Genomic DNA, 22,394 nt, shown 5'->3' on the forward strand with positions numbered 1-22,394 from the left:
AACCGCCGCTAGCTTACCCGGGCGGGTTCGAGGAACATGGCCTCGACCAGGTCACCACACCATTTGAGCAGGTCGAGATCGCGCAGCGGCTGCCCGCCCAGCGGTTTGGTCTTGGGCACCGGCACCAGCAGCGTCTCCGCGGCCTGCTTGTATATCGCCTTCTTGTAGAGCCGGTCGAGCCGCACCTGCTGCGACTCCTTGAGCCTCGCGGGGCCGAACTTGATGTTCTGGCCCTGCAGCGTGACGTCGGTGAGCCCGGCCGCGCGCGCCCTGATGCGGAACCGCGCGACCTCCAGCAGGTTCTCGACCTCCGCCGGCGGCTTGCCGTAGCGGTCGGTCAGCTCGGCGCGCACCTCGTCGATGTCGATCGGGGCAGCGATGGCCGCGATGCGCTTGTACGCCTCCAGCCGCAGCCGCTCCGAGGTGACGTAGTCGTGCGGGATGTGGGCGTTGATCGGCAGCTCGACCTTGACGTCCTGCTGCTCCTCCTGCACCTCGGCGCCCGACAGCTTGGCCTTCTGCTCCTGCACGGCCTCGGCCATCAGGCGGACGTACAGGTCGAAGCCGACTCCCGCGATGAAGCCCGACTGCTCGGCGCCCAGCACGTTGCCGGCGCCGCGGATCTCCAGGTCCTTCATGGCGACGTACATGCCGGCGCCCATCTCGGTGTGCTGCGAGATCGTGGCCAGCCGCTCGTGGGCGGTCTCGGTCAGCGGCTTCTCCGGCGGGTAGAGGAAGTAGGCGTAGCCGCGCTCCCTGCCCCGCCCGACGCGCCCGCGCAGCTGGTGGAGCTGCGACAGGCCGTAGTTGTCCGCCCTGTCCACGATCAGCGTGTTGGCGTTGGGCACGTCGAGACCCGACTCGACGATCGTGGTGGAGACGAGCAGGTCGTACTCGCGCTCCCAGAACCCGACCATGATCTTCTCGAGCTGGTGCTCGTTCATCTGCCCGTGCGCCACCGCGATGCGCGCCTCGGGCACCAGCTCGCGCAGCCGCGCGGCGACCCGGTTGATCGAGGCCACCCGGTTGTGCACGAAGAAGATCTGGCCGTCGCGCATCAGCTCGCGCCGGATCGCCGCGGCGATCTGCTTCTCCTCGTACGGCCCCACGAACGTGAGGATCGGGTGCCGCTCCTCCGGCGGGGTGAGGATCGTGGACATCTCGCGGATGCCGGTCAGCCCCATCTCCAGCGTGCGCGGGATCGGCGTGGCGGACATCGCCAGCACGTCGACCTGGGTGCGCAGGTGCTTCATCGCCTCTTTGTGCTCGACGCCGAAGCGCTGCTCCTCGTCGATGATGATGAGCCCGAGGTCTTTGAACCTGACCTCGGGGCTGAGCAGCCGGTGGGTGCCGATGACCACGTCGACGGCGCCGGTCCTGAGCCCGTCGAGGGTGCCCTTGACCTCGCCGTCGGTCTGGAAGCGGGAGATCGGCTTGATCGTGACGGGGAAGCTGGAGAAGCGCTCGGCGAAAGTGGACATGTGCTGCTGCACCAGCAGCGTCGTCGGCACCAGCACCGCGACCTGCTTGCCGTCCTGGACGGCCTTGAACGCCGCGCGCACCGCGATCTCGGTCTTGCCGTAGCCGACGTCGCCGCAGATCAGCCGGTCCATCGGGACGCCGCGCTCCATGTCGCGCTTGACCTCGTCGATGGCCTCGAGCTGGTCGCCCGTCTCGGCGTACGGGAAGGCGTCCTCCATCTCGCGCTGCCACGGCGTGTCGGCGCCGAACGCGTGGCCCGGCGAGGCCATGCGGGCGGAGTAGAGCCTGATCAGCTCGCCGGCGATCTCCTTGACCGCCTTCTTCGCCCGCGACTTGGCCTTGGCCCAGTCGGCGCCGCCCATGCGGTTGAGCGTGGGCGCCTCGCCGCCGACGTAGCGGGTGACCTCGTCGAGCTGGTCGGTGGGGACGTAGAGGCGGTCGCCCTTGGCGTATTCGATGACCAGGTATTCGCGGGTGGCGCCCTGGACCGTGCGCTGCACCATCTCGACGTAGCGGCCGACGCCGTGCTGCTCGTGCACGACGTGGTCGCCGACCTTGAGCTGGAGCGGGTCGACCATGTTGCGGCGGCGGGAGGGCAGGCGCCGCATGTCCTTGGTGGAGGCCTTCTGGCCGACCAGGTCGAGGTGGGTGAGGACGGCGAGCCCCGGGGTGATGAAGCCGTGCTCGATGAGGCCGGTCGAGACGTGGACGACCTTCGGCTCCGGCGCCTTGTCGAGGTAGCGCCGCAGCCTGGCCGGGACGTCGACGCCCTTGAGCAGCTCGACCATGCGCTCGGCCGGGCCGTGACCCTCGCTGAGCAGCACCACGGCCTTGTCGTCGGCCAGCCAGCTCTTGATGTCGGCCAGCGCCTTGGCGGTGTCGCCGCGGTAGGCCTCGGAGTCGTGGGCGTCGAGCTCGACGCCCGAGCCGAACGGCGCCATCGACCACCACGGCTGGCCGAGCGCGTCGGCGTGCTCGCGGATCTCCTCCAGCGAGCGGAACGCGGCCGCGCCGAGATCGATCGGGGCCTCGCCGCCGGCCGCCGCGTTGATCCAGGAGGCTTCGAGGAACTCCTGCGAGGTGCGTACGAGCTCCTCCGCCCGCCCCCTGATCCGCTCGGGATCGCACACGAACACCGCGGACCTGACGGGCAGGTGGTCGAGCAGCAGGTCCATCTCCCCGGCCAGCACGGGCGCGAACGCCTCCATGCCCTCGACGGGGGTGCCGTCGGCGAGCTGGTCGAGCACCTCGGCCAGCGCCGGATGTTCCTCGGCCAGCCCCCGCGCCCTGGCCCGCACCTGGCCGGTGAGCAGCAGCTCACGGCACGGCGGCGCGAACAGCCCCTCCTCGGCCGCCTCCAGCGAACGCTGGTCGGCCACCTTGAACCAGCGGATCTCCTCGACCGTGTCGCCCCAGAACTCCAGCCGCAGCGGATGCTCCTCGGTGGGCGGGAACACGTCGAGCAGCCCGCCGCGCACGGCCACCTCGCCGCGCCGCTCCACCATGTCGACCCGGTGGTAGCCGTTGTCGACCAGGTTGCGCACCACCTCGTCGAGGTCGGCCTCGTCACCGGCCCGCAACCTGATGGGCTCAAGGTCGCCGAGCCCCTTCACGATGGGCTGCAGCAACGCGCGCACCGGCGCGACGACCACGCTGAGCGGCCCGGCGGCGGCGTCGCCCTTGACCGGGTGCGCCAGCCTGCGCAGCACCGCGAGCCGCTGGCCCACGGTGTCGCTGCGCGGCGAGAGCCGCTCGTGCGGCAGCGTCTCCCACGCCGGGAACACCGCCACCGACGCGGGCTCGACCAGGCTGGTGAGCGCGGCCGCCAGATCTTCCGCCTCGCGCCCCGTGGCGGTCACCGCGAGCACGGTGCGCTGGTCGTGCCCGGCCAGCGCGGCCACCCCGAAGGGCCGCAGCGCGGACGGCGCGATCAGCGCCACATCGCCGCCCTCTTCGAGAGCGGCGGTCAGCTTCGGGTCGGCGCGAACAAGGTCAAGTAGCCCGGAAAGACTCATCAGATACGCCCACAGCCCCACGACGGCAACACGACTACCCCCGGCCGGGTCAGGTCGCGGGGGTTCGTGACAAGCCTACTCGCCGTGAAAGCTCAGCCGACGCGGTAACCAGGCACGGAGGGCCAGCGTACGGTGAGGACCGTGGACGGCGCCTCCGCCCGCCACGAGTGGCCGACGCCCTTGCCCCACACCACATAGTCGCCCGGCTCGGCCAGCAGCACGCTGCGGCCGGGCAGCTCGACCCGGAACCTGCCGTTGATGAGCACCAGCAGCGCGGTGCGCACCTCGCCCTCGACCCAGACGGCCCGCTCCTCACCGGCCTCGTGCACACCCCACTTGATCTCGACGTCCTCGCTGTGTCTTGGGTCACCCGGGGGTTTGAAGTGACCGAGCAGCCATCCCCGGTCGAGGGCCGCGTCCACGCCCGCGTTCCCCACGTAAACCTCATCGCTCACGGGCCAGGACGCTAGCAGGGAAATGCCTAACTGATCCCACTCGGTTGATTACTGTAGGTGACATGTCTGAGGTGCGATCGGTCGCCCAGAGAGGCGACCTCTTCGGTCAGCGGCTCCGCGAGCACTGCGCCGGGCAGCCGATCCGGCGGCTCGACGTCCTGGTCGCCGGGTGCGCCCACGACGAGCCGCTGGTGCTCGACCACATCGAGACCAGGGCCATGGGAGCCGACGAGGACCTGCCCGCGGTCAGGAGGGTGGTGGAGGAGCGGGCCGACCTGGTCTCCTACTCACTCGGCGACCTGCGCTCGGTGCCGCTGCCGCCGCGCGGCTTCGACGTGATCCAGCTGTCGTTCCTGCTGGAGCGTGTACGCCACGCGGAGCTGGTCTTCGACCGGCTGCTGCAGTCGCTGCGGCCCGGCGGGCTGGTGCTGCTGCGGGTCCGCGACCGCCGCTCGGCCTACGGCCTGCTCGACCGCATCACGCCGGGCTGGCTGCGCCGGGTGCTGTGGCGGGCCGTCGTCCGTCCCGGCACGCCAGGGCCGCTGCCCGCCGTGTACGAGCCGCTCGCCTCCAGCGACGGCCTGCACGCGTTCTGCCTGAGCAGGGGCCTGATGATCACCGACGACGAGCGCACGACCAGCGGGCCCGCGCGCGCCCGCCGGCCGGGGGCCGCCGCGGTGGCGCTGGTGTCCAAGCTGACCAGCGGCCGCTACCCCGCCTCCCACGACGAGATCACCATGGTGATCAGAAAGCCCCAGCACCACTTCGCCCGCCTCATCTGACGGTCGTGACAGGTGCCGGGGAACGGCACACTGGTAGCGACCGTGCACACTCGAACAGTTGGGATGCAGATCGTGGAGTGGACCCCCGACCCGCGCGAGCTGGCCGACCTGGAGCTCCTGTTGTCGGGCGCGTACGAGCCTCTGACGGGGTTCCTGGGCCACGACGACCTGCACACCGTGCACGAGCGCGGCACGCTGGCCGACGGCACCCCGTGGCCCGCGCCCGTGACCCTCCACGTCCACGCCGACCTGTCCCCCGGCGACGAGGTCACCCTCCTCGATCCCGAGGGGCTGCCGCTGGCGGCGCTCACCGTGACCGGCCACGAGCCCGACGGGCTGACCTCGGGCCCGGTCAAGGCGCTCGGCACGCCCGAGCACGGCCCGTTCTCCCGGCTGCGGCGCACGCCGGCCCAGGTCAAGGAGGAGCTCGGCGGGCGGCCCGCGCTGGCCGTCACGATGCGGGGGCCGCTCGACGACCTGTCGGAGGTGGCGGCCACCGCCAAGGAGCTCGACGCGGTGATCCTGCTGCTGCCGCTCGCGTACGGCGAGGCCGGCCCCGGTGTCGTGCGCGCCGCGCTGCGCGCCAAGGAGCAGTTGCCCGCGGGCACGCTCGTCGTCCCGGTGCCGCTGGCGCCGCGCGACGAGCCGGAGATCGACCTGGAGCTGCGCGAACACGTCGCCGCCTCCTACGGCGCCGCCGAGCACCTCGCGGGCCCCGACCCCGTGCGCATCCCAGGCCCGCCCCACCGCCGCGGCCTGGTCGTCTTCTTCACCGGCCTGTCGGGCTCGGGCAAGTCCACGATCGCCCGCGGCCTGCGCGACGCGCTGCTGGAGCTGGGCAGCCGCACGGTCACCTACCTCGACGGCGACGTCGTGCGGCAGCTGCTGTCGAAGGGCCTGACGTTCTCCAAGGCCGACCGCGACCTCAACATCCGCCGCATCGGCTTCGTCGCCGCAGAGGCGGCCCGGCACGGCGGCCTGGCCATCTGCGCGCCGATCGCCCCCTATGCGGCGACCCGCGACGAGGTGCGGGAGATGGTCGAGTCGGTGGGCGCCGACTTCCTGCTCGTCCACGTCGCCACGCCGCTGGAGGAGTGTGAGCGGCGCGACCGCAAGGGCCTCTACGCCAAGGCCCGCGCCGGCCTGATCCCCGAGTTCACCGGCGTCTCCGACCCCTACGAGGAGCCCGACGACGCCGACCTGGTGATCGACACCACCCACCTGTCGATCGACGCGGCCGTCTCGCGCGTGCTCGACACGGTCAAGAGCGGCGGCTGGGTGCGCTGAGCGCTCTCAGGGCCGGGGCACGGGCGTCGAGCGGAAGTAGGGGTCGCGTGCCAGGCGGGTGAACGCCTTGTCGGCGCTGCCGTCGGAGTCGAAGCTGGTGTCGCCGCGCGGCGCCTGCGGCGAGTCGAAGTAGAGCAGCGCCTTGATCTGCGGGTAGCGCTTGATCTGGCGCAGCACGGTCTCGTAGAACGTGCGCTTGAACGAGCGGTCGTACGAGCGCTCGAACACGCCCCACTCCGCCACCATGACGGGCTTGCCGGGGAAGCGGGCCTGCATCCACCGATAGAAGCCCGACCATTCCGGATATTCCTTGCGGGTCTTGTTGACGAGGCCGTCGAAGTCCTGCACCCGGTCGTCGGCGTATGGGTCCATCGCCACCCAGTCGACCACGTCGTCACCCGGGTAGAGGTCTTCGAACCACGGCTTGGCCGCCCAGTTGGGCGCCCCCATGTACGTCATGACCACCACCGCGTTGCGCACGCCCTGCTGCCGCAGCCGCAGCACGACGTGGCGGAACATGGCGGCGTAGTCGGTGGCCTGCATGCCGGAGCCCGATCGGGCGTCGACGTCGTTCTCCGGCTCGTGGTGCAGGGTGAGGAAGAACCGCTCGGGGAACGTGCGTCTGATGTGGGCGGCCAGCCGGTCGATCCTGCGGTCGAGCCGGCCCGCGGCGATCTGCGCCCAGGTGTGGTCGAACGACGGCTTCCAGTTGACCATGAGCAGCCGCGGCCTCGCGGGGTCGCGCGCCAGCCTGACCTCAGCGGGCGTGGGGAACAGCTCGCGCTCGCGGTGATAGACGTGCAGCACGTCGGCCGCCGCGCCCATGCGCAGCTCGGCGCCGTGCAGCGCCTGCTCGATCGGCACCCCGGTGAACACCTCGGGCGCCATGCCCCACCAGGCGCCGCACGACGGGATCAGCTTGGAGGTGGCCGTGCAGGCGGGCGAGCCCGCCGCCTGCTTGGCCGCGGGGGCTTGAACCGGCGCCGGGACGGGCGAGCCCGCGGCGGTGGAGCAGGCGGCCAGCGCCGCCGCCAAAGCCACCAGAGTGCCGCCGGACGTTGCTTGTCGTGATATTCCCCGTAGCTGCAAAGTCTTCCAACCCCTTCGTCGAACGACTCCCGGCTCTCACACCTGAACCTTGCCATGTCATTCCTGGAACTTCAGCCAGTGTGAGAGTCTGCCCAGCTCGTGGCGGGTAAAGGCCCACTCCTTAAATACCGAAATATCGCCTTTTCGCGGCATTTCTTCGGCGGGTTATCCAGGAAAAATCTTGAAGTATTGAACCGGGGTGATCACCCTCCGCCCTATAGTGGGCGCACCACTTCGGCGGTGACGCGATGGCGCCAGGCGGCCACGCAACGTACACACTCAGGAGACCATCCCCCATGAGCTCCGGCACCGACCTGGACGCCCACCTCTCGCTGCTGCGCAGGCGGTGGCTCGCCCTCGTGGGCTGCGTCGTCGTCGGCGGCACGGCCGCGCTGGCGCTGCTGCGGCTCGTCCCCGCCGCCTACACCGCCACCACGCACGTGCTCGTCCAGCCGCTCGGCATCGGCGAACCGGCCAACCAGGTGACCGGCCGCCAGCGCGAGGCGCTCAACCTCGACACCGAGGCCCAGGTCGCCCAGTCGGCGGTGGTCGCCGCGCGGGCCGCCCGCACGCTGGGCGTCGACGCCGTCGAGCCGGTCGAGGTGGCCGTGCCGCCCAACTCCTCGGTGCTGCTGCTGTCGGTGACCGCCGCCGACCCCGACGGCGCGGCGGCGCGCTCTGCCGCGTACGCCGAGGCGTACCTCGCCAACCGCCGCGAGAGCGCGCTGACCGCCATGGCCAAGCAGCAGGAGGCGGTGCTGAGCAAGCTCAAGCACGTCAACGCCGGCATCGACCGGGTGATCAAGCAGGTCGCCGCGCTGCCCAAGGGCAGCCCCGAGCACACGATCGCCGTCCAGCGCCAGGGCGTGCTCAACCGGCAGGCCGCCGGCCTGGCCGTCAGGTACGACGCCCTGCGCACGGTCGCCGTCATCCCCGGCTCGATCATCAGCCGGCCCGTGCCGCCCGCCGCGCCCAGCTCCCCCAGCCTGCCCCTCTTCCTCGGCACCGGTCTCATGCTCGGCCTGCTGGCCGGCTCGGCCACCGCCTACGCCCGCGACCGCCTCGACACCCGCCTGCGCACGCCCGCCGACGTCGAAAGGCTCACCGGCCTGCCCGTGCTCGGCGACCTGTCAGGCCCGCGCGAGCACGGCGTGCTGCACGACCTGGCGAGCGCGCTCGTCGCCGCCTGCCCCGGCAAGCGGCTGCTGGTCAGGTCGCTGCCCGCCGACCTCTACGCCTCCTCGCTCGCCGAGCCGCTGGCCGTGAGCGCGCCGCTGGTCGTGCTCGACGGCTCCGACGTCCGCGACCTGTCCAGGGCCGACGCCGCCGTGCTGCTCCTGGGGCTGGGCCAGGTCACCTCGGACGACGTGGTGGCGGCCACGCGCCGGCTGGCCCGCCACGAGGTGCCGGTCATCGGCGTCGTGACCGCCACCGACGCCGTCCCCTCGTTCGTGCCGCTGCTGGAGCCGCATCCGCCCGCCTCGCTCGGCAAGCTCGTCGCGACCGGCGAACTGCGGCTCGCCCAGAGCCCGCAGGAGGAGACGAGCCCCCTGCACGCGCTGCACCAGCGGCGGCCGGGCCGGCCGACGTGATCGGACCCGCGTGGCCCATCGCGGCGCTGCTGGTCGGCTACCCGCTCTGGTGGGCGCTCGGGTTCGGCGGGCTGGCGGTCGTGGTGCTGGCCGTGCCCATGGCGGTGCTGCTGTGGCGGCGGCGGCCGGTCAAGGTCCCGCGCGGGTTCGGGCTGTGGCTGCTGCTCCTCGCCGGCTACCTGATCAGCGGCCTGATGCTGGGCGAGTCGCCGCCGGGCACGTACGGCGATTTCGGGGCGGGCCGGCTGATCGGCTACGGCATGCGGCTCGCGCTCTACTGCGCGGTCCTCGTCATGGTGCTCTACCTCGGCAACCTCACCGAGCGCGAGCTGCCGCAGCTCCGCCTGGTCCGGATGCTGGGGGTGCTGTTCGTCACCACCGTCGCGGGCGGGCTGCTCGGCCTGCTCCACCCCGGATTCGAGTTCACCTCGCCGGTCGAGCTGCTGCTGCCCGAGTGGATCAGCGAGAACCCGTTCGTGCGCAACCTCATCCACCCGACGGCCGCGCAGACCCAGAAGGTGCTCGGGTTCTCCCTGCCCAGGCCGGAGGCGCCGTACGAGTGGGCCAACGCCTGGGGCAGCAACGCGTCGGTGCTGCTGGTGTGGTTCGTGGTCGGCTGGTGGGTGTACGGGCGGGCGCGGCACAAGGTCTTCGTGGCCGTCGTGGTGGCGCTGGCGGCCGTGCCGATCGTCTACTCGCTCAACAGGGGCCTGTGGATCGGGCTCGGGCTGGCCGTGCTCTACCTGATCGTACGGGTGGGCGGACGCACCAGGGCGGCGCTGTGCGCGGCGGTCGCGGCCGGGGCGCTGGCGTTCCTGCTCAGCCCGCTCGCGCCGCTGTTCGCCCAGCGGCTCGACCGTCCCCACTCCAACGACATCAGGGCCTTCACGGTGAGCGCGACCCTCGCCGCCGCCACCCACTCCCCCGTGATCGGCTACGGCAACACCCGCAACGCCACGGGCAACCACCGCTCGATCACCACCGGCAAGACCGGCTGGTGCCGCACCTGCGGGCACCCGCCGCTCGGCAGCGACGGGCAGCTCTGGCTGCTCGTCATCACGCAGGGGTTCACGGGGGCCGCGCTCTACGTGGCGTTCTTCCTCGGCGCGATCCGCCGCCACTGGCGCGACCGCAGCCCGATCGGGCTCGGCGGGGTGCTCGTGATGGGGTTCGTGCTGCTCTACATGTTCGTCTACGACGGGCTCGTCACGCCGCTCAGCCTCTATCTCATCTCGTTCGCCCTGCTGTGGCGGAACGCGCAACCGGCCGGGGGAACGTCATGAGCGACGCCGCGGTGCGGCTCGGGTATCTCGCCGAGACCGTACGCCTGCTGTTTCCGGGCCCGGGCTCGCCCCGCCCGTACACCGTGCTGCCGCACCCCGCCGTGCCGCGCAGGCTGGCGCCGCGCCGCTGGTGGCACCTCGGGTCGCGGGTGGAGGTGCCGGTCGAGGGGTCGATCGCGGCCCACCTGAGCGAGGTGTTCGGGCGCCCGGTCGAGACCGTGCTCCACGTACGTCCCGCGCGCCGCGCCAACCGCAAGCCCATCCTGGAGGCCCGCGCGGACGGCCGGCGGCTGGCGTTCGTCAAGATCGGCGACACCGACCGCGCCCGCCGGCTCGTCGCCGCCGAGGCCGCGGCCCTGCGCAGGCTGGCCGTGCTCCCCTTGCGCACGGTCACCGTGCCCGAGGTGCTGCACCACGGCGACTGGCGCGGGCTGTCCGTGCTCGCCCTGTCGCCGCTGCCGGTGCGCCGCGGCCGGGTGCCGGCGCCGCTGCTGCTCGATGCGGTCAAGGAGATCGCCGCCACCGGCGGGAACCGCCCGGCCTGGCACGGCGACCTCGCCCCCTGGAACCTGTGCCGGGGCCCCGGCGGGCGGCTGCTGGTCTGGGACTGGGAGCGCTACGAGACCGGCGTCCCGCTCGGCTTCGACCTGCTGCACCACTTCTTCCACCGGGCCCTGCGCGGAATGCGCCCGCCGGTCGCGGCCAGAGCCTGCGTCGCCCAGTCCGTACGCCTGCTCGCCCCCCTGGGCCTGTCGGGGGCCACGGCCAAGCGAACGGCGCTGCGTTACCTCATCGCGCTGGCCGACCGGCACGCCGCCGACGGCCACACGCCGCTCGGCCCGCCGCAGTCGTGGCTCAACCCGGCCGTCGATCACGAGGAGCTGCTCCCATGAGGACGACGAAGCGCTCGGTCCTGTCGCTGTCGCGGGTCACCGGACGAGTCACCTCGGGTGCCCGCGTGCTGCCGTCGTTCCTGATCGTGGGCGCGCAGCGGTGCGGCACGACCTCGCTCTACCGGGCCCTGGCCCAGCATCCGCTGCTGCTCAAACCCGTGCTGCACAAGGGCGTCCACTACTTCGACGTGGCCTACTCGCGCGGCATGCCCTGGTACCAGGGGCACTTCCCGCTGCGGGTGGGCGCCGCGCTGCTCACCCACCGGTACGGCCACCGCCCCCAGGCGTACGAATCCTCCCCCTACTACCTGTTCCACCCCCTGGCCGGCCAGCGCATCGCCGCCGACCTGCCCGGCGTCAAGCTGATCGTGCTCGTCCGCGACCCCGTCGAACGCGCCTGCTCCGCCCACGCCCACGAGCTGGCCAGGGGCTTCGAGACGGAGTCCCACTTCGAGCACGCGCTGGAGCTGGAGGAGGGGCGGCTGGCGGGCGCCGAGGAGCGGCTGCGCGCCTCGCCGCACGCGCTGCACCACTCCCACCGCCACCACGCCTACCTGGCCAGGGGCCGCTACGCCGACCAGCTCGACCGGCTTGAGCCGCTGTTCGGCCGCGACCGCATGCTCGTGCTCGACAGCCACCGCTTCTTCGCCGAGCCCGAGACCGCCTACGACCGGGTGCTGGAGTTCCTCGGCCTGCCGCACCTCGGCTATCCCGTCTTCGAGCGGTACAACCGGCGTTCGCTGCCGCGCCCGGTGCCCCGCGCGCTGGCGGCGAGGCTGCGCGACCACTTCGAGCCCTACGACGCGCGGCTCGTCCGCTGGCTGGACGGTGAGCCCTCGTGGCGGCAGTGATCGTCCGCAGGGGCCTCGCGGGGCTGTCCGGCGCGGCCTTCGGCGCGGTGGCGCAGGTCGTGCTCGTGATCGTGGTGACCAGGACCTACCCGGCGGCCGAGGCCGGCGCGTTCTTCACCGCGACCGCGCTGGCGCTGATGGCCGCCGGCATCGCCAAGCTCGACGCCGGCAACGGGCTCATCTACTTCATCGCCCGCGCCAGGTCCTACGACTATCGCGGCATCTCCGGCTACATCAGGGCCGCCGTGCTGCCCTGCCTGGTCGTGGCGGTGGCGGCCGGGATCATGCTGTTCCCCCGGCTCGGGCCCGCCGCCGGGCTGCTGCCCGTGATCGTGGCCGCCGACGTGCTGCTCGCCGCCGGGCGCGGGTTCGGGTCCGTACGGCCCACCGTGCTGCTCGACGGGCTGCTCGTGCCCGGGGGGCAGCTCGTGCTGGTGTCCGCCGCCGCGCTCGCCGGGGCCGGTGGCTGGTGGCTGCTGCCGGCGTGGGCGGCGCCGTACGTGCCGGTGCTGGTCGTCGCGGCCCTCTGGCTGCGCAGGCGGGTGGAGTGGACTCCATACCTGCCGGGGACCGCGCGCGACCTGTGGCGGCACACCGCGCCGCGCTCGCTCGCGGGCGCCATCCAGGCGGTCTTCCAGCGGGTGGACATCGTGATCGTGGCGCTGCTCGCCGGGCCCGCGCCTGCCGCCGTCTACACCGCCGCGACCCGGGTCAAGGTCGTCGGGCAGCTCGCCAACCAGGGGCTGGCGCAGGCCGTACAGGCGGGGCTGGTCAGGGCGCTGGCCGACGGCGAGCGGGAGCGGGCGCGCGAGCTGTACCAGGCCGCCACCGCGTGGCTCGTCGTGCTCACCTGGCCGCTCTGGCTCGCGTACGCGGGGCTCGCGCCGTGGCTGCTGCGCGTGTTCGGCCCCGCGTACGGCGCCGCCGCCCCCATCGCGCTCGTCCTGGCCGCCACGATGATGGTGGCGACCGCCTGCGGCATGGTGGACGTCGTGCTGACCGCCGCGGGCCACACCGGCATCAGCCTGCTCAACCTGCTGGCCGCCATCGCCTGCACGGTGCTGCTCGATCTGGCGCTCATCCCGGCGTACGGGGCGCTCGGCGCGGTCGCCGGCTGGTCGGGCGGCATGCTGGTGAAGAACCTGCTGCCGCTGTGGCAGCTGCACCGCCGCTACGGGCTGCACCCGTTCGGCCGGCACACCCTGCCCGCGCTGCGCGGCTCGCTGCCGCGGCGGTCCGCATGACCGTGCTGGTGACCGGGCTGCCGCGCAGCGGCACGAGCTGGACCGGCCGGATGCTGGCCGCCGGCGGCGAGCTGATCTACGTCAACGAGCCGCTCAACCCCCAGCACCCGCCGGGCCGCTGTCCCGGCGTGCTCGCCGCTCAGGTGACGCACCGGTTCCAGTACATCTGCGACTCCAACTCCGCCTCCTGGCTGCCCGCCTTCCGCGACACGGCGGCGCTGCGCTACCGGTGGCTGGCCGAGTTGCGCGCCAACCACTCCCCCTACGACCTGGCCCGCCTGGTGCGCTACGGCACCGCGTTCGCGTTCGGGCGGCTCACCGGGCGGCGGGCACTGCTGGACGACCCGTTCGCGGTGCTGAGCGCGGGGTGGTTCGCGCGGCGGCTGGGGTGCCGGGTGATCGCTGTCGTCCGTGATCCGGTGTCGTTCGTGGCGAGCTGGCAGCGGCTCGGCTGGTCCGTCTCCCTGGACGAGCTGCTCACCCAGCCGCTGCTCGTCCGCGACCATCCCGAGGTGCTGGAGCTGCGGGCGCTCGCCGGCTCGCCGGACCGGGTGGCCACGGCGGCGGCGCTGTGGCGGGTCACGACGGGCGTCCTGCGCCGCACTCCGGGCATCCTGGTCGTCTCGTACGAGTCGCTCGCCGCCGACCCGGTGCCCGGTTTCCGCGAGCTGTACGCGTACGCGGGGTTGCGCTGGTCCTCCGCCGCCGAGCGCCGCATCACCCGGGCCTGCACCGGCGACGGGCGGGCGGCGGCGTTCGCCTGGTCGGGGCTGTCGCGCACGGCCTACCGCCGCATGGACCCCCGCCTCGCCCTGGCGAACCCGGCCCGCGGCCTCTCCTCCGAAGACGTCGAGCGCGTCCGCGCGCTCACCCGGTGAGGCGGTGGCTCAGCCTCTTCGCCAGGCAGCCGCCGAGCAGGCGGGCCGCGAACGGCAGGTCGTCCACGAGGTAGCGGCGCGCCAGCCGTCCCGGCTCGCTGACCAGCCGGTACGCCCACTCCAGCCCCGCCTGCCGCAGCCAGCCCGGCGCCCTGGCCACGGTGCCGGCGGCGAACGCGATGGCCGCGCCGCAGCCGACGTACCAGGCTTCGGGCAGTTCCCGCCGTAACTCGGTGATGAGGAGGTCCTGGCGGGGGAACCCGAGCCCGACGAACACCAGCCGCGGCGCCGCCGCCACCACCTTCCCCATGACCCTCGCCACCCCGCCGGGTGTGCCGTCGAACCCGTACGGCGGCGCGTGCGCCCCGCTCACCCGCAGGCCGGGGCAGGCGTCGGCGAGCCGGTCCGCTGCCCGGTGCACCACCCCGGGCGAGCCGCCGCCCAGCAGGTACACCGGCCAGCCCCGCTCGGCGGCCAGCCCGCTGAGCGACCAGATGAGGTCGGCCCCGGTGACGCGCTCGGGCAGCGGGGTGCCGAGCAGCCTGGCCGCCCACACCAGCGGCATCCCGTCGGCGACGACCAGATCGGCCGACCGGATGAGGGCCCGCAGTGCGGGGTTCGCGGCGGCGGCGCGGCAGATGTCCACGTTCGGGGTGACGATGCGCCCGCCCCGGCCTGCCCCCAGCGCCGTCCCCACCCGCTGGAGGACCTCCTCCTCGCGTACGGCGTCCACCTCGACGCCGCCGACCCGCACCCGCCCCGGCGTCGCCGGAGAGGGTGGTGCGGCCGTGATCGGCGCGGTCAAATGCCGTGCCCTCGCCGGTGCAGCGCCGCCAGCACCGCGGAGGCGGGGACGAGCCCGGCCGCCACCGCGGCGGCGATCGCGCCGCGCGGCTCCAGCGGGCGGGTGGTGACGGTGCGGGCGGCCCACCGCAGGGCCGCCCGCCGCTGCCCCAGCGCCGCGTGGCTGAAGGCCAGCTGGCCGTAGACCCGTGCCGCGCCGCACGGGTCCACGGCCAGTTCGGGGTGCCGGGCGAGCATCCACTCCAGCCCGGCAATGCGGTCGGCCCAGCGGGCCGCGTAGTGGGACCTCGCCCAGCGCACCAGCACAAGCGGCCGGTCGACGTGGACGAGCGGCCGCCGCTTGGCGGCGCGCAGGGCCAGGTCCCAGTCCTCGTTCTGTCCTGAGGGCGCGCTCTCGTCGGGCCGCAGCGCGCCGCGCCGGAAGAGGAACGTCGACGAATGCACCATCATCATGCGCGACCGGGTGAGGTCGGCCGCGGTCACCGTGTCCGTGCCGGCCAGCCGGGCGACCCGCCGCCGCCCGTGCTCCACCTCGATCCCGCAGCTCGCGAACTCGCCCCCGGCCCGCGTCAGCGCCTCCACCTGCGCCGCGAGCTTGCCCGGCCGCCACACGTCATCGTCGTCACAGAACGCGACCAGCTCGGTCTCACAGGCATCGATCCCGGTGTTCCGCGCCCCGGGCAGCCCCGATGTCCGCCGGTTCCCCAGTACCCGTGACGGCAACCCCCGCAACGACCGCCCCGCCTGAAGCGGGAGCGTTGAGTCGCCGTCGGTGACCACCACGACGTCGAGGGGGCCGGTGTACTGCTGGGCCAGCACCGCCTCCACGGCCTCGCGCAGCTCGGTGGGGCGGTCGCCGCGGGTGGGGATGATGACGCCGATCGAGGGGAGGCGGGTCATGCGGCCCCGCCGCCGTAGCCGTAGCGGGTGCGGAGGGGCCAGGTGAGCGCGTCGACCAGGCGGCGGTCGCGGCCGGGCAGGGCCGAGCGCCAGGAGTCGTCGCGGCGCAGCTCGACCTGCCCGACCCGGAACCGCATGGGGTTGCCCGAGGCCGTGTGGGAGGCGGTGAGCCAGGCGGTGCGGCCGTCGAGGAAGCCGGGCTCGGACAGGCCGAGCCGCCCGGCCAGCGACGTCAGGGCGGGGCCGGGGTCGGCGAGCAGGTCTTCGTACCGGATCCTGGTGACGCGTGCACCGCGCCGGGCGAGCAGCTCGATCGCGGCGTTCTGTGCCGACCAGTGCACGGCGGTGCGGGCGGGGCTCCACCGGGTCATCGGCCGCCCGTCCTCGGGCCGGTGGACGGTCCTGCTCCAGGAGTGGGCGACGGCCCGCGGGTCGCGTACGACGTGCACGACGTGGACGTCGGCTCCGCCGGCGACGAGGCAGCAGGCCAGTGAGGCGTGCTTGCTGGAGTCGATGACGACGGGAGCGTCGGCGGCGGAGTAGAGCCGCAGGTAGGCCCGGGTGTACTCGGCCAGGTCGGGGTGGCCGATGCGGGGGATCCTGCGGGTGCGGTCGATGCGCCCGCGCAGGGCCAGCACGCGCTCGGCGAGCGGACGGGTCCACCCGCCGAAGGCCCGCTCCCCCACCCGCCGCCAGAAGGGGCAGGCGGGGAAGGCGGTGCCGCACCCGCACGGCTCACCGGCGAGCACCCCGCGCTCCCACAGATGCACCACTTCGCCGAGCGCCACCACCCCGGGCAGCTCACCGAGGAGCCGCTCAATCAGGGTGGTGCCGCTGCGGCCGAGGCCGCCCAGGTAGACGACCCTGGGAGTAGCGCGATCTGTCACGGAAGGCAGGGCTTTCGCATCGATGGACACCGAACGCGACGACCCTACAACCCACGGTAATCGTCAGGTCAAGGAACAGAAAAAGATCTACCTGGCCGAGTCGATGATCATGCCGGCGCCGACGGTGCTGTTAGTGGCCTCGTCGACCAGGATGAACCCGCCGGTCAGCCGGTTGCGCGCGTAGTCGTCGACGAACAGCGGCTGGGTGACCCGCAGCGAGACGCGGCCGATCTCGTTGAGCGCGAGCGCGGTCGCCTCCTCGTCGCGGTGCAGCGTGTTGACGTCGAGCCGGTAGTGCAGGTCGCGTACGAGCGCTCTGGCGGTCCTGGTGGTGTGCTTGATGGTCAGCTTGGAGCGCGGCGTCAGCTTCACCCCGTCGGCCATCCAGCAGACCATCGCCTCCAGCTCCTGCGCCGACTGCGGCTGGTTGTTGGGCCTGGCGATCATGTCGCCGCGCGAGATGTCGAGGTCGTCCTCGAAGCGCAGCGTCACCGACATGGGCGGGAACGCCTCCTCCACCGGCCCGTCGAAGGTGTCGATCGAGGCGATGCGGGTGGTCAGGCCCGACGGCAGGTGCACGACCTCGTCGCCCGGCTTGAGCACGCCGCCCGCCACCTGGCCCGCGTAGCCGCGGTAGTCGTGGAAGGCGGGGTCGGTGGCCCGCTGCGGCCTGATGACGTACTGCACGGGGAAGCGCACGTCGGTCAGGTTGCGGTCGGAGGCGATGTGCACGTTCTCCAGGTGGTGCAGCAGCGACGTGCCGAGGTACCAGGGCATGTTCTCCGACCGTGACACGACGTTGTCGCCGTTGAGCGCCGAGATCGGGATGAACGTCAGGTCGGTGACGTTGAGCTTGGAGGCGAACGCGGTGAACTCCTCGCGGATCTCCTCGAAGCGCCCCTGGGAGTAGTCGACGAGGTCCATCTTGTTGACCGCGAGCACGAGGTGCGGCACCCGCAGCAGCGAGGTCAGGAACGCGTGCCGCCGCGACTGCTCCAGCACGCCCTTGCGCGCGTCGATGAGGATGATGGCGAGGTCGGCGGTGGAGGCGCCGGTCACCATGTTCCGGGTGTATTGGATGTGCCCCGGCGTGTCGGCGATGATGAACTTCCTGCGCGGGGTCGCGAAATACCGGTACGCCACGTCGATCGTGATGCCCTGCTCCCGCTCGGCCCGCAGGCCGTCGGTCAGCAGCGACAGATCGGTGTATTCGGTGCCCCGGTCGCGCGAGGTCCGCTCGACCGCCTCGAGCTGGTCCTCGAAGATCGCCTTGGAGTCGTACAGCAGGCGCCCGATGAGGGTGGACTTGCCGTCATCGACGCTTCCTGCGGTGGCAAAGCGCAGAATGTCCATCAGAAGTAGCCCTCTCGCTTGCGGTCCTCCATGGCGGCCTCGGACGAGCGGTCGTCGGCCCTGGTGGCCCCCCGCTCGGTGATCCTGGTGGCCGCGATCTCCTCGATGATCGCCTCGACCGTCGTGGCCGTGGACTGCACGGCGCCCGTGCAGGTCATGTCGCCCACGGTGCGGTAGCGCACCACCGCCTCGAACAGCGGCTCGTCCTCGCCGCGCTGCACCACCTCGGAGTCGGGCAGCAGCATGCCGTCGCGCTCGAACACCTTGCGGGTGTGGGAGAAGTAGATGGACGGGATCTCGATGCCCTCGCGCCGGATGTAGTCCCAGATGTCGAGCTCGGTCCAGTTGGACAGCGGGAAGACCCGGATGTGCTCGCCCTTGCGGATGCGGGAGTTGTAGAGGTTCCACAGCTCGGGCCGCTGGTTCTTCGGGTCCCACTGGCCGAAGTCGTCGCGGAAGGAGAACACCCGCTCCTTGGCCCGCGCCTTCTCCTCGTCGCGCCTGGCGCCGCCGAAGACCGCGTCGAACTCGTGCTCCTCGATCGCGTCGAGCAGCGTCGTGGTCTGCAGCCGGTTGCGCGAGGCGCGCCGGCCGGTGTCCTCGACGACGCGGCCCTGGTCGATGGAGTCCTGGACGCTGGCGACGATCAGCCGGGCGCCCAGCTCGGCCGAGCGCCGGTCGCGGAACTCGATGACCTCGTCGAAGTTGTGCCCGGTGTCGACGTGCATGAGCGGGAACGGGATCGGCGCGGGCCAGAACGCCTTCTCCGCGATGCGGAGCATGACGATCGAGTCTTTACCCCCGGAGAAGAGCAGACACGGACGCTCGAACTCGGCGGCCACCTCGCGCATGATGTGGATGGCCTCGGCCTCGAGCACGTCGAGCTGCGACGTCGTGTAGTCGCGCTGCAGCATGGAAGCTTCCTCCGGCGGGTCAGCGGTGCAGGTCGCGGATGCCGGCGAGCAGGGATGCCGCCAGCTCTGGTAGGGAAACCAGGATATCCGGTAGGGACGGGTCGGCTTGGTTGTAGGTCAGCTCGGAGCCGTCGATGCGGCTGGCGTGGGCCCCCGCGGCCAGCGCGACGGCGACCGGCGCGGCGGAGTCCCACTCGTATTGGCCGCCCGCGTGGACGTACGCCTCGACCTCGCCGGTCAGCACCGCGGAGATCTTGGCCCCGGCCGAGCCGATCGGCACGAGGTCGGCGCCGACGAGGTAGGCCAGCTTCTGGACGAACTCGGGCGGCCTGCTGCGGCTCACCGCGATGCGGAAGCGGCCCTTGTCGTAGGTGGGCAGCTTCGGCGGGTCGGCGGTCGTCAGCGTGCGGCCCTGGGACGGCAGCGCCACGGCGCCGGCGGTGAGCCGCCCGCGCTCCCACAGCGCCACGTGGACCGCCCAGTCGGCGCGCCCCTCGCCTTCGGGGGTCTGCTCGGAGAACTCGCGGGTGCCGTCGAGCGGATCGACGATCCACACCCGGTCGGCGCTCAGCCTGCGCGGGTCGAGCCGCTCCTCGCGGGTGGCCTCCTCCGACAGCACGCTGTCGCTGGGCCGCAGCCGGGCCAGGCACTCCATGAGATGGAGGTGGGAGGACCTGTCGCCCTCGGCGCGCAGCGCGGCGGGGTCGGAGTAGCCCACCCGCTCGCGCACCCGCAGCAGCCGCTCTCCTGCCTCGGTCGCCAGGTCTGCGGCGAGGGCGTGGTCGTCGCGAATCGTCATCAATATGCTCCTTGCCCGCGGGCGACGGCCGACCAAGTCTTCCACAGGATCTGGAGGTCCAACATGAGGGACCAGTTCTCTACATAGCGCAGGTCGAGACGGACAGATTCCTCCCACGATAGGTCAGATCGGCCACTGACCTGCCACAGCCCGGTCAGCCCAGGGCGTACGAGGAGTCGTCTGCGCACGTCGTCACCGTAGCGCGCCACCTCTTCAGGCAGCGGCGGCCGTGGGCCGACGAGCGACATGTGCCCGAACACGACGTTGATGAGCTGAGGCAGCTCGTCGAGTGAATGGCGGCGCATGAACGCGCCCAGCGGCGTGACCCGCGGGTCGTTCCTGAGCTTGAACAGCACGCCGTCGCGGTCGCTGACGAGAGTGACCTTCTGCTGCTCGGAACCGCGCCGCATCGTACGGAACTTCACGATCGTGAACAGCCTCCCGTCCCTGCCCACCCGGGTCTGCCGGAACAGCGCCGGGCCCGGGCTCGTCGCGCGTACGGCCACCGCCAGCCCGGCCAGCAGCGGCGCGAGCAGCACCAGCAGCGCGAGCGCCACCAGGCGGTCGAAGACGTTCTTGACCAGCTGCCGGGCACCGGCCAGCTCGGGGTGCTCGACGTGCAGCAACGGCATCCCGGCGACCGGCCTGATCATGGTACGCGGCCCCGCGACGTCCATCAGCGCCGGGGCCACCACCAGCTCGGTGAGCGTGCGCTCCAGCCGCCAGGCCAGCCGGCGCAGCGCCTGCCCGTCCATCTCGGGGCAGGCCAGCACGGCCACGGTGTCGGCGTCGTGCTGCTCGACCGCGAGCGGCACGTCGCTGAGGTCGCCGGCCACGGCCACGTCGGCGACGCGCTGCCCGTGGTGCCCGCCGGGCAGGCAGGCGGCGACGACCTGCATGCCGTGGTGGCGCTCTCTGCGGAAGAGCCGGACCAGCTCGACGACGGAGGCGGCGTGGCCGACGGCGACCACGCGGCGCATGCACGCGCCGGCCGCCCTGCGACGGTGCAGGTTGCGGCGCAGCGCGTAGCGTGCGGCGAGGGTGAGCAGGGTGACCAGGGGCAGCGCCAGCACGACGTAGCCGCGGGCGACGTCGGTCTTGGTGACGTAGGAGCCGATGGCGGTGGCGGCGGTCAGCGCCACCCCGGCCTGGACGACCCGGCGGAACTCCTCGGGACCGTCGCCGAGCATGCGCGGCTCGTACGCCCGGTTGAGCGCCACGGCCCCGCACCACACGACCGGCAGCACGAGCGAGACCAGGAGATAGGGAAGGACGTAGGGGGTGGGCCCGCCGAACCTGACGGCGAACGCGGCCCCGGCTCCGAGGCCGGCGCCGCACAAATCGCCCAGCACCGCCCACAACCGATATGTACGCACCCAGGAGCGCGTGCGCGGTGCTGCCTTCCCCCAGCAGCCCCCATGGCCGGTCCTCACAGCCATGAGCCCCTCACCGCGCACGCGTGCCTCCAGGTGACCACTCCTGAACGGACAGTGACCGATCGTAGCCGCGCTACGTCCCCGGAACCGGCGAACGAAGCAATGAGACGATCAGCGAGGAGGGCCGGAAATGTGGAGATCAGCCCGGTGGAAGTCGTTCTGGGTGGCCTCGAGGCCGCGGGTCATCAGCGACTCGACCACGTCGGCGGCCCGGTCGACCAGGAACGGCAGATCCTTGCGCTCCATGGTGGCGAAGTCTCTGAGCACGAAGGAGGCCGGGTCCATGCGGCCGGGCGGACGCCCGATGCCGAAGCGCACCCGCAGGTAGTCGCGGGTGCCGAGGACCTTGGTGATGGACTTGAGCCCGTTGTGGCCGTTGTCGCCGCCGCCCAGCTTGGCGCGCAGCGCGCCGTAGGGCACGTCGAGCTCGTCGTGCACGACGATCAGCCGCTCAGGGCCGATCTTGTAGAAGTCGCAGAGCGCCTTGACGGGCCCGCCGGACAGATTCATGTACGTCAGGGGCTTGGCCAGCACGGCGGCGCGCGTCTCGCACACCTCGGCCCTGCTCTTGTGCGCCTTGAACCGCCCGCCCGCCCTGGCGGCCAGCTCGTCGAGCACCATGAAGCCCGCGTTGTGCCGGTTGCCCGCGTATTCGGGCCCCGGATTGCCCAGTCCGGCGATCAGCCAGCGATCCATGAGAGTCCCCTCACAGCGGAACGGGACGGCTCGAGTCCGGCCGCCCCGTTCACGAATGAACCCGTCGCTACTCGGCGGCGGGAGCCTCCGCGGCCTCGCCCTCGGCGGCCTCGCCCTCGCCCTCGCCCTCGGCGGCGGCCTCGACCGGCTTGTTGATGACCTGCAGCACGACGGCCTCGGGGTCGGCGGCGAGCGTGCTGCCCTGCGGGAGCCGCAGCTGCGCGGCGGTGACGACGGTGCCGATCTCCAGGCCCTCGACGTCGACCTCGACGCCGGTGGGGATGTGGGTGGCCTCGGCCTCCACGGCGATGGAGACGAGCTGCTGGTCGAGCAGGCCGTCGGAGTGCACGTCGCCGGCCGTGGTGACCGGGATCTCGACCGTGACCTTCTCGCCGCGGCGGACCAGGAGCAGGTCGACGTGCTCGACGAAGCCCTTGATCGGGTCGCGCTGGACGCCCTTGGGCAGCGCCAGCTCGTCGACGCCGTCACCCTGGAGACGGATCAGCACGTTGGGCGTGCGCAGCGCGAGCAGCACCTCGTGGCCGGGCAGGGTGAGGTGCTTGGGGTCGATGCCGTGCCCGTAGAGAACGGCGGGCACCTTGTCGGCGCGGCGGATCTTGCGAGCGGCGCCCTTGCCGAAGGTGGTGCGCTCTTCGGCGGCGATACGTACTTCAGACACGACATCTCCTAGGGATGTGAGTGTGGACGGCTTGGTCGCGCGCTCTCCCTCACCCGCCCTAGCGGAAGGCGTTAC

At 72.4% G+C, this 22,394-nt stretch carries 20 protein-coding genes; 8 read left to right on the forward strand and 12 right to left on the reverse strand.

The annotated features are described in order from the left end of the window. Positions 1-8: 8 nt before the first annotated feature. Together mfd and ACFFR3_RS17630 are read right to left on the reverse strand one after the other, a co-directional pair. Positions 9-3,497, reverse strand: a complete 3,489-nt coding sequence (mfd, locus tag ACFFR3_RS17625; protein ID WP_379483443.1) for a transcription-repair coupling factor — start codon at positions 3,495-3,497, stop codon at positions 9-11. Positions 3,498-3,589: 92 nt separating this feature from the next. Further along, positions 3,590-3,952, reverse strand: coding sequence for a signal peptidase I (locus ACFFR3_RS17630; protein ID WP_345390253.1), 363 nt, complete (start codon positions 3,950-3,952; stop codon positions 3,590-3,592). 62 nt (positions 3,953-4,014) lie between these two features. Here ACFFR3_RS17630 and ACFFR3_RS17635 point away from each other — a divergent pair, with 62 nt between their 5' ends. Together ACFFR3_RS17635 and cysC are read left to right on the forward strand one after the other, a co-directional pair. Next, positions 4,015-4,734 carry a methyltransferase domain-containing protein gene (locus ACFFR3_RS17635; protein WP_345390256.1) on the forward strand — a complete coding sequence of 240 codons (720 nt, stop codon included), beginning with the start codon at positions 4,015-4,017 and terminating at the stop codon, positions 4,732-4,734. Positions 4,735-4,797: 63 nt separating this feature from the next. Then, on the forward strand, positions 4,798-6,021 hold the full coding sequence (gene cysC / locus ACFFR3_RS17640; RefSeq protein WP_364371685.1) for an adenylyl-sulfate kinase: 1,224 nt from the start codon (positions 4,798-4,800) through the stop codon (positions 6,019-6,021). Positions 6,022-6,027: 6 nt separating this feature from the next. Here the strand turns inward: cysC and ACFFR3_RS17645 are convergent, their stop codons facing one another. Further along, the gene (locus tag ACFFR3_RS17645; protein WP_345390259.1) at positions 6,028-7,062 is read right to left on the reverse strand and encodes a glycoside hydrolase family 26 protein; all 1,035 of its coding nucleotides are present in this window, start codon (positions 7,060-7,062) and stop codon (positions 6,028-6,030) included. Between the two features lie 344 nt (positions 7,063-7,406). Here ACFFR3_RS17645 and ACFFR3_RS17650 point away from each other — a divergent pair, with 344 nt between their 5' ends. The 6 genes from ACFFR3_RS17650 to ACFFR3_RS17675 are packed head-to-tail and all read left to right on the forward strand — an operon-like array spanning position 7,407 to position 13,851. Continuing rightward, positions 7,407-8,702 carry a Wzz/FepE/Etk N-terminal domain-containing protein gene (locus ACFFR3_RS17650; protein ID WP_379483444.1) on the forward strand — a complete coding sequence of 432 codons (1,296 nt, stop codon included), beginning with the start codon at positions 7,407-7,409 and terminating at the stop codon, positions 8,700-8,702. Next, positions 8,699-9,985 (forward strand): hypothetical protein, encoded by a 1,287-nt coding sequence (locus ACFFR3_RS17655; protein WP_379483445.1) that lies wholly within the window; start codon positions 8,699-8,701, stop codon positions 9,983-9,985. The genes ACFFR3_RS17650 and ACFFR3_RS17655 overlap by 4 nt, the downstream gene beginning before the upstream one ends. Then, complete coding sequence (locus tag ACFFR3_RS17660; RefSeq protein ID WP_345390274.1) at positions 9,982-10,878, forward strand: hypothetical protein; 897 nt, start codon at positions 9,982-9,984, stop codon at positions 10,876-10,878. The genes ACFFR3_RS17655 and ACFFR3_RS17660 overlap by 4 nt, the downstream gene beginning before the upstream one ends. Next, a complete protein-coding gene (locus ACFFR3_RS17665) occupies positions 10,875-11,729 on the forward strand; it encodes a sulfotransferase domain-containing protein (RefSeq protein ID WP_364371697.1) in 855 nt (284 codons plus the stop codon). The genes ACFFR3_RS17660 and ACFFR3_RS17665 overlap by 4 nt, the downstream gene beginning before the upstream one ends. Beyond that, entirely contained in the window at positions 11,717-12,973 is a 1,257-nt protein-coding gene (locus ACFFR3_RS17670; protein WP_345390277.1) for a lipopolysaccharide biosynthesis protein, read from the forward strand. Before ACFFR3_RS17665 ends, ACFFR3_RS17670 begins: the two co-directional genes overlap by 13 nt. Continuing rightward, positions 12,970-13,851, forward strand: a complete 882-nt coding sequence (locus ACFFR3_RS17675; RefSeq protein WP_379483446.1) for a sulfotransferase — start codon at positions 12,970-12,972, stop codon at positions 13,849-13,851. The genes ACFFR3_RS17670 and ACFFR3_RS17675 overlap by 4 nt, the downstream gene beginning before the upstream one ends. Here the strand turns inward: ACFFR3_RS17675 and ACFFR3_RS17680 are convergent. The 9 genes from ACFFR3_RS17680 to ACFFR3_RS17720 all read right to left on the reverse strand — a co-directional run bounded on the left by ACFFR3_RS17680 (position 13,841) and on the right by ACFFR3_RS17720 (position 22,319). Further along, positions 13,841-14,656 (reverse strand): WecB/TagA/CpsF family glycosyltransferase, encoded by an 816-nt coding sequence (locus ACFFR3_RS17680; RefSeq protein ID WP_345390280.1) that lies wholly within the window; start codon positions 14,654-14,656, stop codon positions 13,841-13,843. The genes ACFFR3_RS17675 and ACFFR3_RS17680 overlap by 11 nt on opposite strands. After that, entirely contained in the window at positions 14,653-15,555 is a 903-nt protein-coding gene (locus ACFFR3_RS17685; RefSeq protein ID WP_364371709.1) for a glycosyltransferase family 2 protein, read from the reverse strand. Before ACFFR3_RS17685 ends, ACFFR3_RS17680 begins: the two co-directional genes overlap by 4 nt. Beyond that, positions 15,552-16,442 (reverse strand): sulfotransferase family protein, encoded by an 891-nt coding sequence (locus ACFFR3_RS17690; RefSeq protein WP_345390283.1) that lies wholly within the window; start codon positions 16,440-16,442, stop codon positions 15,552-15,554. The genes ACFFR3_RS17685 and ACFFR3_RS17690 overlap by 4 nt, the downstream gene beginning before the upstream one ends. Positions 16,443-16,529: 87 nt before the next feature. Further along, positions 16,530-17,795, reverse strand: a complete 1,266-nt coding sequence (gene cysN, locus ACFFR3_RS17695; protein WP_345390286.1) for a sulfate adenylyltransferase subunit CysN — start codon at positions 17,793-17,795, stop codon at positions 16,530-16,532. Beyond that, positions 17,795-18,709 carry a sulfate adenylyltransferase subunit CysD gene (gene cysD, locus ACFFR3_RS17700; RefSeq protein WP_379483447.1) on the reverse strand — a complete coding sequence of 305 codons (915 nt, stop codon included), beginning with the start codon at positions 18,707-18,709 and terminating at the stop codon, positions 17,795-17,797. The genes cysN and cysD overlap by 1 nt, the downstream gene beginning before the upstream one ends. A 19-nt stretch (positions 18,710-18,728) precedes the next feature. Next, positions 18,729-19,508, reverse strand: a complete 780-nt coding sequence (locus tag ACFFR3_RS17705) for a 3'(2'),5'-bisphosphate nucleotidase CysQ (protein WP_345390289.1) — start codon at positions 19,506-19,508, stop codon at positions 18,729-18,731. Continuing rightward, positions 19,508-20,947: a sugar transferase gene (locus ACFFR3_RS17710; RefSeq protein WP_364371718.1), complete on the reverse strand. Its 1,440-nt coding sequence runs from the start codon at positions 20,945-20,947 to the stop codon at positions 19,508-19,510. Before ACFFR3_RS17710 ends, ACFFR3_RS17705 begins: the two co-directional genes overlap by 1 nt. Before the next feature lie 108 nt (positions 20,948-21,055). Beyond that, entirely contained in the window at positions 21,056-21,640 is a 585-nt protein-coding gene (gene pth, locus ACFFR3_RS17715; RefSeq protein ID WP_345390295.1) for an aminoacyl-tRNA hydrolase, read from the reverse strand. Positions 21,641-21,707: 67 nt separating this feature from the next. Then, positions 21,708-22,319, reverse strand: coding sequence for a 50S ribosomal protein L25/general stress protein Ctc (locus ACFFR3_RS17720; protein ID WP_345390298.1), 612 nt, complete (start codon positions 22,317-22,319; stop codon positions 21,708-21,710). Positions 22,320-22,394: the final 75 nt, after the last annotated feature.

It is taken from the genome of Nonomuraea salmonea (genome assembly GCF_042428605.1).
GTDB lineage: Bacteria > Actinomycetota > Actinomycetes > Streptosporangiales > Streptosporangiaceae > Nonomuraea > Nonomuraea salmonea.

Bases quoted from the DNA above. Each gene is read 5' to 3' on its own strand.
- mfd (WP_379483443.1), bottom strand. From the start codon at position 3,497: ATGAGTCTTTCCGGGCTACTTGACCTTGTTCGCGCCGACCCGAAGCTG.
- ACFFR3_RS17635 (WP_345390256.1), top strand. From the start codon at position 4,015: ATGTCTGAGGTGCGATCGGTCGCCCAGAGAGGCGACCTCTTCGGTCAG.
- cysC (WP_364371685.1), top strand. From the start codon at position 4,798: ATGCAGATCGTGGAGTGGACCCCCGACCCGCGCGAGCTGGCCGACCTG.
- ACFFR3_RS17650 (WP_379483444.1), top strand. From the start codon at position 7,407: ATGAGCTCCGGCACCGACCTGGACGCCCACCTCTCGCTGCTGCGCAGG.
- ACFFR3_RS17660 (WP_345390274.1), top strand. From the start codon at position 9,982: ATGAGCGACGCCGCGGTGCGGCTCGGGTATCTCGCCGAGACCGTACGC.
- ACFFR3_RS17665 (WP_364371697.1), top strand. From the start codon at position 10,875: ATGAGGACGACGAAGCGCTCGGTCCTGTCGCTGTCGCGGGTCACCGGA.
- ACFFR3_RS17675 (WP_379483446.1), top strand. From the start codon at position 12,970: ATGACCGTGCTGGTGACCGGGCTGCCGCGCAGCGGCACGAGCTGGACC.
- ACFFR3_RS17685 (WP_364371709.1), bottom strand. From the start codon at position 15,555: ATGACCCGCCTCCCCTCGATCGGCGTCATCATCCCCACCCGCGGCGAC.
- cysN (WP_345390286.1), bottom strand. From the start codon at position 17,795: ATGGACATTCTGCGCTTTGCCACCGCAGGAAGCGTCGATGACGGCAAG.
- cysD (WP_379483447.1), bottom strand. From the start codon at position 18,709: ATGCTGCAGCGCGACTACACGACGTCGCAGCTCGACGTGCTCGAGGCC.
- ACFFR3_RS17705 (WP_345390289.1), bottom strand. From the start codon at position 19,508: ATGACGATTCGCGACGACCACGCCCTCGCCGCAGACCTGGCGACCGAG.
- ACFFR3_RS17710 (WP_364371718.1), bottom strand. From the start codon at position 20,947: ATGGCTGTGAGGACCGGCCATGGGGGCTGCTGGGGGAAGGCAGCACCG.
- pth (WP_345390295.1), bottom strand. From the start codon at position 21,640: ATGGATCGCTGGCTGATCGCCGGACTGGGCAATCCGGGGCCCGAATAC.